We start from the raw sequence: 12,045 nt of genomic DNA on the forward strand, positions 1-12,045 counted from the left end.
ACTTCGGGTGTCATTTATCAGGAGGTTTCCAATGCTCATCTGGCGGATCGCAATCTCATCGGCTGCACTCCTGCTGAGCGGCTGCATCATCTACGCACCGGTCGACCTGGGCGCATTGGGCGCCGCCGGAGAAGTCGAAGAATCGACCGTACTCGGCGAGGACGGGCCCAAGCTCGCATTGATCGAGCTGACCGGGCTGATCAGCGACCAGCCGACCAGCAACCCGATCGGCTTGCGTCCTACCCCGAGTCCGGTTTCGGAGCTGCGATCATGGCTCGACTACGCCGCAGACGATGACGATGTGGCGGGTCTGCTGCTGCGCATCAACAGTCCGGGCGGAACCGTCTCAGCGAGCGAGACCGTCTACCACGAGCTGACGAGTTGGGCCAGAGAGACGGAGAAGCCGCTGGTCGCCTACTTCAACGGCATGGCGGCTTCCGGGGGCTACTACGTAGCCATGGCGACAGATGAAGTCATCGCACATCCGACCTCGATCACGGGATCGATCGGCGTGATCATGCCCGGTCTCAATTTCTCGGAATTGATGTCGCGTTACGGAGTCAAGGACCAGTCGTTCACCAGCGGTGCCTTCAAGGACACCGGATCGAGTGTGCGAAACATGCGCGCCGATGAACGCGCGCAGATCGAAGCCGTGATCGACGATCTGTACCGACGTTTCACCGAGGTCGTGGATACGGGCCGGCCCAAACTCGATCGGGCCGAAGTCGAAAAGCTGGCGGACGGACGCATCTACACGGCGAACCAGGCGCTGGCCGTCGGATTGATCGACGAGATCGGCTACCTGGAAGACGCAGTCGAGGCACTGGAAGAGCTGGCCGGTATCGAGGAATCGCAGGTCGTGATGTACCACCGGGCGAATCGAACCAAGGACAATATCTACAGCCGGCTTCCCGGAGGCCCCGTAGAACTGAATGTGAACCTGTGGCCCTGGAAGTCCACCGGGCTGTCAGCGGGTTTTTACTACCTGTGGCCGCTCGCGCTTCGACCCTGACCTGCCTGAGGCGGGTTGCGCAGTCGATCGACCGCGCCGGCAATCAGCAGCTGAAATAACGAGACCCGGAAACGGCATTTTGCGCCGTCGCCGGGTCTCGCGTTCCTGTGGTGTTCGGTCCTAACTGAGCTGGGCCGAGGAATAGCCCAGAATCTCGCGGGCGATGATCAGACGCTGGATCTGACCGGTACCCTCGTAGATGTCGGTGATTCGCGTATCGCGGAACCACTTCTCCAACAGGTAGTCGTGCGAGATGCCCAGGCTTCCCAGGATCTCGAGACAACGCTGAGTCGCGGTGCGCGAGACCTCTCCACCCTTGGCCTTGGAGATCGACGCCTCGGTGTTGTTTGCCTTGCCTTCACCCGACATCCAGACCGCCTGCAGAGTATTGAGCATGCCGACCTCGACGTCGGCCTCGATCTCGATCAGCTCCTGCTGGATTGCGGAGCGCGAGTGCTGGCCGGCAACCCAGTCGATCTCGACGTCCTCTTGCGCGAGTACGTCCTTGGTGAAATCGAGCGCCGCCTGAGCCATGCCCAGACCGATCGCTGCAACACCGGGACGCGTCATGTTGAAGGTCTTCATGACGCCCTTGAAGCCGCCACCGCCCTTGGACACCACGTCCTCATTGCCACCCAGAAGGTAGTCACGAGGAATACGACAGTCCTTGAAGACCATGGCTGCCGTGTCATCGGCGCGGATGCCCAGCTTCTTCTCCTTGTGGGTCACCTCGAAACCCGGGGTGTCCTTCATGACGACGAAACTCTTGATACCGCCGCGGCCCGCGCTCTTGTCGATCGTCGCCCAGACCACCACGCCCTCACAACGACAACCGGTGGTCACGAAGATCTTCTCTCCGTTGAGCACCCACTCGTCACCATCGAGCACAGCGGTGGTCTGCACCGCCTTCGAGTCGGAGCCGCAACCGGGCTCGGTGATCGCCATTGCCAGGGTCGTACCGTTCCAACGCGCCTGCTGCTCGTCGGTGCCCGAGGCCCGCAGGGCGGCGTTGCCCAGCGCACCGCTACCCCGGCGCATGCGCACGGTGTAGTCGCCCCAGGTCTGACCCGCGGAAACCAGCATCGCCAGGCAACCCAGGCTGGTGTTGTAGTCATTATGCTCGTACAGGGAGTACGGGTCAGAAGTGGACTTGGCTTCTTCGAGTTCGTCGGGTGCGAACTCTTCCTCGTGATCGTCGTAATAGCGTGCATACTTGCGACAGATCAGCGCCTGCTCGCGCACTGCGTCGAGAACCGCCTGATCAGCTTTGGAAAGTGAGAAATCAATCATTTTCTTTCTCCTGAACCTAGAGCGCCGTTACGGCTTCGGTGACCGTAAGCGCGCGCGCGTTGCGATACCACATTTCGACGGGGTAGTCGCGAATGAACCCATGGCCGCCGAAGACCTGTAGACCGTTGTCCGCCACCTTCATGGCTTCTCGACGGGTGTAGGTCTGTGCCAGCGTCGTCATACGCGTGGCATCGACACCCTGCTCGAGCTGACTCGCCGCCTTCCAGATCAGATTGCGCATCGAGTTCACCTCGATGTGCATATCGGCGAGCATGAAGGCAATGACCTGCTTCTGGCCGATCGGCTGACTGAAAGCAACACGCTCCTGGGCGTAGGGGATCGCCAGTTCCATCATGCCGCGAGCCAGACCCAGCGCGAGCGCCGAAGTGCCGAGGCGAAGCATGTTCACGAGGCGCGCGGCGTCGATACCGCCGTCACCACCGAGTCGCAGGCCCTTGGGCACTTCGACCTTTTCGAGTTCGATCGTGGCCATGGGTACGGCCTGGAATCCGAGTGTCTTCTCGGAAGCACAGCTGATCGTCAGGCCCGATGCATCGCGCGGAACAATGAAGGCGTCCAGACCCTGAATCCCTTCGCGTCCACTGCGCGCAACCACCAGGAAGTGGCTGGCGCGATCTCCCAACGGAACGAAGCGCTTCTTGCCGGTGAGCACGAAGGTATCGCCCTTGGGCTCGGCGGTCGTCTGCATATTGGTTACGTCGAACGTGAAGTTCGGCTCGTGCAGAGCCAGTGAAGCCGTGTGGAATTCGGAGGTCGTGAACAGCGGAAGGAATTCCTTCTTCTGCTCATCGGTACCGAAATCGATCAGTGGCTGAATGAACAGGCTCGGTGCCATGGCAGCCGTCGCCAGCGGAACGTCTCCCCAGCCCAGTTCTTCGAGCACCAATGCGTTGGTGATCGGGGAACGGCCGATGCCGCCACCACCGAACTCTTCGGGGATTCCGCCGTTGACCAGGCCCAGCTCCCAGGTCTTGTCGAGCAGGTCCTGCGGCAGCTCGGATTTCTCGTCGCAATCGCGCGCGATCTCGCGCAGCTCGGACTGCGCGAACTCGCGGACGGTGTCTCGGATGAGCTCCTGCTCCTCCGTTAGTCCGAATGAGATCATTTCTAGTCTCCTGTTGGTTTACGCGAAGGCGTATAGGGTTGGTGGAAATACCATGCGATCGAACCGCCCTGACCATCCTTGGTCAGTCGGCCATCGCTGAAAGCTTCACGGTCATCGATCAAGCCAATGGCCAGTAGCGTCCAGTCGCGCGCATCGGCCGTGTAGCGGACGTTCGCGCGCTCGGCGAAACCCTCGTTCACCCGGCAGGCGCCGTCATTGATCGTCACCGTCCAGACGCCGCCGCCCTTCCCTTTCAGGCGCAGCTCGTAGGTGATGCGTGCGTCCCGCGCGCGCTCCTCGCGTAGCAGGAAAGGCAGAGACTCGACGACGGTCGCAGCCGTGGTCTCGCGAAACGGACCGGAGCCCTTCATGAAGTTCTGCACCCACCACAGCGCCATCTCGCGAATCAGCGGCTCCAGTGAATGACCGCGCGGTGTCAGGGCGTAGAGGGAACGATTGCCCTGGGGGACCGACTCCACCAGCTCGCGCTCGGCGAGCTGACGAAGGCGCGTGCTGAGACTGCGCGGGCCGATGCCGGTGCGTTCGCGCAACTCCTGAAAGCCCCGCGCGCCCCCGAGAAGATGGCTCACCAGAACCAGGGTCCAGCGTTCACCGATCAAGTCGAGCGCGCGCCCGACCGGGTCGAAGAGCGGACCCGATTCCTCCAGCCCGTCGGCATCCTCCGTAACCGGAGGAGTCTTGGTGGGTTTCGAAGTCATACTTCGAGACCGACTCTACGGAAATCGACACCAGTATACAAATGATACTGACAGTCATATCCCAAGAACCAGGACTCTCGAGAGGTCGGGAATCACGCGCTTTTTCAGACACTTGCAACCGACTCAGGCACCCGGACTGCTGGGGGAGTAAGATCGGAGAACCCGGCTGGAACCGGGCGGAGGAAGGCATGAAAATCGGGATCGGCGCAGGCGCAGACGGGCGAATCGATCTGCTTCTCGGAGAGGCCCGGCGTGCGGAAGCCGACGGTTTCCAGGCACTCTGGATGCCCAATATCTTCGGACTCGACGCGATTGGGGCCCTGACCGTGGCGGGACACGAGACGAACCACATCGAACTGGGCACGGGTGTCGTGCCGACCTACCCGCGCCACCCGATGGCCATGGCCCAGCAGGCCCTGACCGCGCAGGCCGCCTCGGGGGGACGCTTCGTTCTGGGCATCGGGTTGTCGCACAAGATCGTGATCGAAGACATGTTTGGCATGTCCTACGCGCGACCGGCGCGCCATATGCGCGAGTACCTCGAAGTCCTGTCCCCGCTATTGCACGGCGAAGGCGTGCAGTTCAAAGGTGAGGAGTACCGGGTTTCGGGGGCGCTTCAGGTGGCAAACGCACCTGCGGTATCGCTTCTGGTCGCGGCGCTCGGACCGCAGATGCTGCGTCTGGCGGGGAGACTCTCCGACGGAACGATCACCTGGATGACAGGACCCCGGACGCTCGAGAGTCACATCATCCCGACGATTTCCAAGGCAGCCCAGGAAGCGGGCCGACCCGGACCGCGCATCGTCGCGGGCTTCCCGGTCGTGGTGACCGATGACGTCGACGCCGCGGGAGAAGCGGTAAACCGCACACTGCAGATCTACGGTCAACTGCCCTCCTACCGCGCCATGCTCGATCGCGAAGGCGCGCAGGGACCTGCCGACGTCGCGATCATGGGCACGGCCGAACAGGTCAGATCACGTTTGATGCATTTGCGCGATATCGGCGTCACCGACCTGAATGCAGCCATCGTTCCGATCAACGGACGCAGCGAGCGAACCATGGACCTGCTGACCGAACTAGCGAAGGAAGCCCGATGAGCGAACCCGCCGTCCTTTTCGAAGCCAAAGACCATATCGCCGAGATCACGCTGAACCGGCCGGAAAACCGCAACAGCATGACCAATGACGTCCTGGAAGGTCTGCGCGAAAGCGTCGAGCGAGTTCGCCAGGACCCCGATGTGCGCTGCGTGATCATCACCGGTCGAGGAAAGAGCTTCTGCGCCGGTGCGGATTTCAAGAGCGGGGTGCAACGCGATGACGGGAGCGCCGCGGAGTTTCGCTCTCCCAATGAACGCTCCTTCGCCATGTACTCCCCCTTCCTTTCGATCCTGGACATCGAAGTTCCCACGATTGCCGCGATGCAGGGGCACGCAATCGGCGGTGGGCTCGGACTCGCAATCGTCTGCGATATCCGTGTGGCAAACCGCGATTCCAAGTACGGCGCCAACTTCACCCGCCTGGGTCTGCATCCGGGCATGGCCTGCACCTACATCCTGCCGCGACTCGTGGGCCTGCCGCGCGCTGCAGAACTGCTCTTCGCCGGACGCATCATCGAAGGCAGCGAAGCCGCCGAGCAGGGACTTGCAAACTACGCCGTAGCGGGTGACGAAGTGCTCGAGAAGTCGCGGGAACTGGCGCGAGAGATCGCGAGTGCGGCGCCGATCGCCGTGCGCTGGACCAAGCGCTCGCTGTACCGCGGCATCGATTGGGATCCGCGCACTGCGGCCGAGCACGAGGCACACGCACAATCGCGCACGATCGAGACCGAGGACTCCAAGGAGGGCATTCAGGCACTCCTCGAAAAGCGCGCACCGGTCTTCAAGGGGCGCTAGCGGAACGAATGGGCGCAACGGACGACAGGAAGCGGCGCTCGGCTCGCGTGCCCGAAGGACGTGCGGAGCGCATTGCGAAGCTGGGTTCGATGCTCGCGGGCATGGCGGGCGAATCCGCACTCGAAGTCCTGCGCCGCGCGACGGGATCCGGGGAAGAGGACACCTCCGTCCTGTTGACCAAGGCGAACGCCGAACGACTCGTCGATACCCTGGCCGATCTGCGGGGCGCCGCCATGAAGCTGGGCCAGCTCCTCTCGCTTCAGGGCGACGATGTATTGCCCGCGCGACTGCAGGAGATCCTGGCAGGTCTGCAAAACCAGGCGCACTTCATGCCAGAAACACAGGTGCGTGAGGTACTCGTAAACGAACTCGGACGCGACTGGGACAAACACTTCGCCGAGTTCGACTTCGAGCCCCTGGCGGCCGCTTCGATCGGACAAGTACACGCAGCCGAGTCCGCGGACGGCCGCGACATAGTCGTGAAGCTGCAGTACCCCGGCGTCGAGAAGAGTATCGACAGCGACGTCGACAACCTGGCGCTGAGTCTGCGCATGCTGCGCCTGATTCCGGCTGCAATCGACGTGGATGCGCTGGTTCCTGAACTCAAACGCGGCCTGAGAGAAGAGGCCGACTACAAGCGCGAGGCCGAGAACACCGAAGCCTATCGCGCGCTGGTCGGTGACGATCCGAGCGTACTCGTACCGCGCGTGCACGCCGATCTGTCGACACAGAGACTCTTGACCAGCGAACGCGTGCGCGCTCTGCCGATCGAAGACCTGCGCTCCCCCGAGCACACGCGCGAACGCCGCGATCGCATCGGCGAGCGACTCCTGCGTCTCGTCTTCCAGGAGCTTTTCGATTTCCGCCTGATGCAGACGGATCCGAATTTCGGCAACTATCTGTACGAGCCCAAGCACGAGCGCGTGGCCCTGCTCGACTTCGGCGCCGTGCGCCGACTCTCGAGTGAATTCACCGACGCCTATCGCGAACTGGTCCTGGCGACGATCGAACGCGACGGCCCAAAGGCAGTTCAGATCGGCGAGCAGATCGGCTTCCTGCGCGGAGACGAGGGCGTCGACGCGCGCGCGGCCTTCGTCGATCTATGCGAACAGGTGGCCGAACCCCTGCGGGGCAAGGGAATCTACGACTTCGGCGATTCGGATCTGCCACGCCGCGTCCGCGAACTGGGCTTGCAGGCGTACACGGAGCGCGGACTCCCGCAGCCACCCGCCGAACTGCTCTTCGTGCACCGCAAGATCGCAGGCAGCTATCTGCTGCTCGCGCACATCGGATCGCGCGTCAACTGCGAACGACTCGCGCGCAACTGCCTGGCGTGAAGGACGAGAAGCGCTGTGCCTGGGCGGGTTCGGATCCGCTCTATCTGGACTACCACGACCGGGAATGGGGAGTGCCGACTCACGATGACCGCACGCTCTTCGAGTTCCTGATCCTCGAAGGAGCACAGGCCGGACTGTCCTGGATCACGATCTTGAAGAAGCGCGAGAACTACCGAAAGGCTTTCGCCGACTTCGATCCCGCAAGGATCGCACGCTTCTCCAAAGAACGACGCGCCAGGCTGCTGCTGAACGAAGGAATCGTGCGCAACCGCCTGAAGGTGGAATCCGCGGTACTGAACGCGCGGGCGTTCCTGAAGGTCCAAAAAGAGTTTGGGAGTTTCGATGCGTACATCTGGCGCTTCGTCGACGGCGAACCCAAGAAGAACCGCTTCCGCCGCCAGGGCGATGTTCCGGCCAAGACCCAGCAGAGCGAACAGATGAGCCGCGATCTGAAGAAGCGCGGCTTCAAGTTCGTGGGCTCGACGATCTGTTATGCCTATATGCAGTCCATGGGACTGGTCAACGATCACCTGACCAGTTGCTTCCGCTACGATGTTTGACCGGTTCTAATACTCATCGCGTTCGAACGGAGCGACAATCAGGCGCAGGCAGCGGCGCGAATCATCCCCAGGAATCGAAGACGCTCATTTCTCGAACTTGGCTTCGCACCTTGGAGCGCTCACATCCATCACATCACATGTAATCGAGAGGTTCGCTCGCGCCGACTCGTGATGACTCGACCACGCGAGGACCCACTCGTCCTCATCGGGAAAGCAGACCGAGACCGATTGCTCGCGATCCGTGAGAACTCCGAGTCTGGCGGCATGCGATACTCCCGCGACCCCTCTGCTGTCGGCCGTAAGATCGTACGCGTCTCCATCGCACGTGGCGCCCTGATCGATGAGGATCCGCAACGGGGTACCGCCGAGTGGATTGCCAGCTGAGAGCGCTTCAACGGCGATCTCCTGATGATGGGGACGACCGTCGAAGGTGAGCGCGGCCACTACGATGAGAAGCGGAATCACACCGAACACTACGAAGATGGCCAGCGAGCCGTGGCCGGCCGTCTCGTGTACGGACATCATGAATTCTCGCCGCCTTTCTGCCGAGTTCCCGTCGATCGGTGGCCCTTCGTCGAACCGCCCCTGACTTCTGGCGATCCACTATACCCTGTCGACCGCCTCGATTCGGTAGCGGACCAGATGGAGTATGAAAGCAGCGAATGGTGCAGCGAGACGATCCTGCTAGCCTTCCGGGCGAGATCGATGTTCCGGCAGACGACCCAAGCGGTCGAAACAAGGATGTAAGCGTGACCGAGGTCCGGTTCGACGAAAAGATTGCTGCACGCTACGACGAGGACTCGCCCCATATGTACCGACCCGAGGTGCTCACTCCGGCGGTCGACTTCCTCGAGGAACTGGCCGGCGGCGGTGCCGCTCTCGAGTTCGGAGTCGGCACCGGACGAATCGCTCTGCCGCTCAGCGAACGCGGCGTACCCGTGCACGGTATCGACATCTCCGAGCCGATGCTCGAACAGCTCCGCGCAAAACCGGGTTCGGAGCGGGTCGCGGTCACGGCCGGGGACATCGCACGAACACGGGTCGAAGGCAGTTTCCAGCTCGTCTACCTGGCGTTCAATACGATCACCAATCTGATCACGCAGGACGAGCAGGTGGCCTGCTTCCAGAACGCGGCCGACTCCCTCGAACCCGGCGGATGCTTCGTCATCGAAGTCTTCATCCCCGAACTGCGTCGTGTGCCGCCGGGAGAACGCGTGCGAGCGTTCGATGTGGGTCGCACCCACCTCGGCTTCGACGAGTACACCGATTTCGCGGGCCAGATCCTGTACTCGCACCACTACTGGGTCGACGACGGCGCCCTCCGGACCTTCTCGGCGCCCTACCGTTACGTCTGGCCCTCGGAACTCGACCTGATGGCGCGCCTCGCCGGCCTGACTCTGCGAGAACGCTGGGCCGACTGGAACCGCGAGCCTTCCAGCGACGAGAGCAAATCCCACGTTTCGGTCTGGGAGAAGACGGGGAAGTAGCTCGCCGGTCCAGGATTCGCCCACCGCGGAATCCGAGACACGACAGCGTCTACCAGACGCCTGGGACCAAACGGAAGCGAACCCGGGCCGCGTACTCTGCGTAGCCGGGGAGTTCGGCACGAAGCGTGCGATCCTCGAGCGCCGTGCGAATCACGAGCAAGAGGACCGCGAGCATGGCCGGAACGAAAGACGAGGTCGACCCGAGCATGAGCGGCGTCGAGATCATCCAGGCCGCGAAACCCACGTAGCCGGGGTGGCGCATATAGGCGTAGGGCCCGGTGTCGATCACGTGATGCCCTTGTTCCGTCTGGATGCGCACCGTCTTTTCAAAGAACGGATTCACGACCATGGACCAGATGGCCAGGGCCCATCCGGGGACGAAGAAGGCGAGGCCCAGCAGCCACTCGACCCCTGGCGCGCTGGCCTCTCCACTGCGCAGATCCTGTACTGCGACGATATAGACTGCGATCACCGCGGGACCGAACAGCAACAACCACACCACATCCCAGGACTTCGTCCCCTTGCCCGCACCCAGGCGGGCACGGCGTCGGATCAGCTCGGGGTTCCAGAGCAACACGCACACCAGGTTGACAATATAGGTCGCCACGATGATCCCCACGTAGATCCAACCGAGCGTCCACTCCAACCGCGGAGCCATCAGGAAGATGAACCCGGCCAAACCGATGACTACGGCCGCTACAGCCAGCATGACGAAGGCGGATGGGCCCGAAGCCCGGGAGTCGGTGCGCGTCTCGGTGTCAGCCATTTCGTGTCCCTCCTCGTCTCTCAAATGCGCCATCGCAGGTCGATGTGAACTAGACGGGTCCCAGCGGGTGTGGCGGTCCGGGCGGCACTCCGATCGCAATCGCATCACCGGCATGCACGACACCCCCAATCAAAACTACACCCATTACTCCGGCCTTCCGTACCACGATGCCGGTTGCGTCTTTGGACAGGACGTGTTTCAGCAACCCCACCTGATACCTCTCGATCTGCAGGCAGGGGTTCCGAAGACCCGTGACGGCAACGAGGGCATCAGAGCCGAGCTTGAGCACGGCGCCCGTTGGCAGGTTCAGGAGGTCGACGCCTCGCGTGGTGATGTTCTCCCCGAGATCTCCGGGTTTCACCACATGACCTTGAAGGCCGAGTTCGGAGTGCAGCTCTGCGTGCATCAAGTGGACCTGACGAAGATTCGGCTGGGATGGATCGACGCTGACACGGGACTGATGCTGAACTCGAGCCCCACAATGCGCGTCCCCGGCTACTCCCAACCCAGCAACGAGTTCGATTCCGCCCGACACGGCTTTACTGAAAGAGTGGCCCGTAGACTTGTGTACCGCCATGACCGTTGGACTGCTCATGAAAGCGGGAAATCCATTGCAGATTCAAACTTGGGGCTCGAAGACACCTTCATCAGGCAGAAGATACCCGAATGCGCCGGCTCCACTACGAACGATGGGCACAATCTGGCGAAGCTCATCATTCCCAAGGTTCTCCTTCCATCGCCCGAGCCGGTGAATATGATCCGGGCGCGAGTAATATCGAGAGGTCTTGGCCTCTTTGAAATTCTCGTTATTCGTATCCTGAACTCTCTCAGACCAGGTAGCGATCCCGGTAGCATTAGCGGCTCGATCTGCTCCAACGTCGGCACAAATCCTCGCCGCGAAGTCACGCGGGTTTGTGAGCATCTCTTCGAATTGGCAGACCTCGACCAGATCGCTTACCTGGCCGTATCCAACCGAATTGATGTAACTCCAGTGGTGAGCGCAGCGCTCGACAACTGAGCGTTTCAACCAGTTCTTCCAGTCCGGTGGCCGTGGGTGATGCCCCCAGTTGTCTGCAATTCCGACTCGGAGCGATGCGATTGCGTCGAGTGGATGCCGTACTTGCCAATAGATCTTCACCGGCTTCGGCAACAACGCCAGCATCGCATCGAGGGGGAAAGAAAGCCCAGGTGTCGACTGAAACTCGTCGCACTCCTTGGGCACCTTGATGGCAACCGGTGTCGAGAAGGATAGTGCGGCGACGTCGGCGAACGATGGTTCGCTGTAGTAGGTATATGCACCAAGATGCTCGAAGAGCTCGCTGAAGATCGACGTGCCGCTCCGACCACACCCCAAAATGAGAACATGGCTATACACAGTCCACTGCCGCATAACGGATCGGCAATAACCGGCGCTGAGTAGCGCCGCCGAGATCGCCGAGCCTGTAAAGGTTGATGGACAATGGTACAGCGGCAATTGGAACCAGGCTACTCAACGTCTGCTTCATCGGCTTGGGCGGCGCTGCCAAACGCCTCGTGGAAGTGGATTGAGCCTAACGGAAGTTGACCACGAAGCAGCTTTACCATGAAGAATTCCGATGGCTCGCCCGGCGGAGCACTCTCCGGTGATTGCACGAAGCCAAACCGACGATAGTACGCGGGGTCCCCCGTGAGGATGCAACCAACCGCACCGATCTCCGAAATCACTTTCAGTCCGGAGCGCACTAGCGTCGAACCTATGCCACCCCGTTGAAGAGCCGGAAGAACGGCAACCGGCCCCAGCGCGTACCAGCCGGGAACACCACCTGGTGCCAGGGCTGGCGAGAACGCGACCTGCCCGACGATCGCGCCATTGAGTTC

The 12,045-nt window shown here is 61.8% G+C and carries 14 protein-coding genes; 6 read left to right on the top strand and 8 right to left on the bottom strand.

Annotated elements, in window-relative coordinates; genetic code table 11:
* Positions 1–31 precede the first annotated feature (31 nt).
* Positions 32–1,012, top strand: coding sequence for a signal peptide peptidase SppA (sppA, locus tag GY725_26605; GenBank protein ID MCP4007769.1), 981 nt, complete (start codon positions 32–34; stop codon positions 1,010–1,012).
* 120 nt (positions 1,013–1,132) lie between these two features.
* On the opposite strand, the gene GY725_26610 is transcribed toward sppA, so the two are convergent.
* Genes GY725_26610 through GY725_26620 form a run of 3 tightly spaced genes read right to left on the bottom strand, consistent with a single transcriptional unit; the run spans position 1,133 to position 4,147 of the window.
* Positions 1,133–2,302 carry an acyl-CoA dehydrogenase gene (locus tag GY725_26610; GenBank protein MCP4007770.1) on the bottom strand — a complete coding sequence of 390 codons (1,170 nt, stop codon included), beginning with the start codon at positions 2,300–2,302 and terminating at the stop codon, positions 1,133–1,135.
* A 16-nt stretch (positions 2,303–2,318) separates the two neighbouring features.
* Entirely contained in the window at positions 2,319–3,428 is a 1,110-nt protein-coding gene (locus GY725_26615) for an acyl-CoA dehydrogenase (protein ID MCP4007771.1), read from the bottom strand.
* Positions 3,429–3,430: 2 nt separating this feature from the next.
* Positions 3,431–4,147: a hypothetical protein gene (locus GY725_26620; protein MCP4007772.1), complete on the bottom strand. Its 717-nt coding sequence runs from the start codon at positions 4,145–4,147 to the stop codon at positions 3,431–3,433.
* A 188-nt stretch (positions 4,148–4,335) separates the two neighbouring features.
* On the opposite strand from GY725_26620, the gene GY725_26625 reads away from it, so the two are divergent.
* The 4 genes from GY725_26625 to GY725_26640 are packed head-to-tail and all read left to right on the top strand — an operon-like array spanning position 4,336 to position 7,935.
* On the top strand, positions 4,336–5,244 hold the full coding sequence (locus tag GY725_26625; GenBank protein ID MCP4007773.1) for an LLM class F420-dependent oxidoreductase: 909 nt from the start codon (positions 4,336–4,338) through the stop codon (positions 5,242–5,244).
* Positions 5,241–6,038, top strand: a complete 798-nt coding sequence (locus GY725_26630; protein ID MCP4007774.1) for an enoyl-CoA hydratase/isomerase family protein — start codon at positions 5,241–5,243, stop codon at positions 6,036–6,038. The genes GY725_26625 and GY725_26630 overlap by 4 nt, the downstream gene beginning before the upstream one ends.
* Positions 6,039–6,046: 8 nt before the next feature.
* Complete coding sequence (locus GY725_26635) at positions 6,047–7,375, top strand: AarF/ABC1/UbiB kinase family protein (protein ID MCP4007775.1); 1,329 nt, start codon at positions 6,047–6,049, stop codon at positions 7,373–7,375.
* Positions 7,372–7,935, top strand: a complete 564-nt coding sequence (locus GY725_26640) for a DNA-3-methyladenine glycosylase I (protein MCP4007776.1) — start codon at positions 7,372–7,374, stop codon at positions 7,933–7,935. The genes GY725_26635 and GY725_26640 overlap by 4 nt, the downstream gene beginning before the upstream one ends.
* An 84-nt stretch (positions 7,936–8,019) precedes the next feature.
* Here GY725_26640 and GY725_26645 read toward each other — a convergent pair whose 3' ends face one another.
* Positions 8,020–8,460, bottom strand: a complete 441-nt coding sequence (locus tag GY725_26645) for a hypothetical protein (protein ID MCP4007777.1) — start codon at positions 8,458–8,460, stop codon at positions 8,020–8,022.
* 137 nt (positions 8,461–8,597) lie between these two features.
* Here GY725_26645 and GY725_26650 point away from each other — a divergent pair, with 137 nt between their 5' ends.
* Entirely contained in the window at positions 8,598–9,422 is an 825-nt protein-coding gene (locus GY725_26650; protein MCP4007778.1) for a class I SAM-dependent methyltransferase, read from the top strand.
* A 49-nt stretch (positions 9,423–9,471) separates the two neighbouring features.
* On the opposite strand, the gene GY725_26655 is transcribed toward GY725_26650, so the two are convergent.
* From GY725_26655 to GY725_26670, 4 genes are all read right to left on the bottom strand, one after another.
* The gene (locus tag GY725_26655) at positions 9,472–10,188 is read right to left on the bottom strand and encodes an isoprenylcysteine carboxylmethyltransferase family protein (protein ID MCP4007779.1); all 717 of its coding nucleotides are present in this window, start codon (positions 10,186–10,188) and stop codon (positions 9,472–9,474) included.
* A 49-nt stretch (positions 10,189–10,237) separates the two neighbouring features.
* Positions 10,238–10,783, bottom strand: a complete 546-nt coding sequence (locus tag GY725_26660) for an MOSC domain-containing protein (GenBank protein ID MCP4007780.1) — start codon at positions 10,781–10,783, stop codon at positions 10,238–10,240.
* Between the two features lie 24 nt (positions 10,784–10,807).
* Entirely contained in the window at positions 10,808–11,662 is an 855-nt protein-coding gene (locus GY725_26665; protein MCP4007781.1) for a sulfotransferase, read from the bottom strand.
* 11 nt (positions 11,663–11,673) lie between these two features.
* Positions 11,674–12,045, bottom strand: a 372-nt coding sequence (locus tag GY725_26670) for an N-acetyltransferase (protein MCP4007782.1), incomplete at its 5' end; no start/stop codon positions are given.

The organism is bacterium, from assembly GCA_024226335.1.
Lineage (GTDB): Bacteria > Myxococcota_A > UBA9160 > SZUA-336 > SZUA-336 > JAAELY01.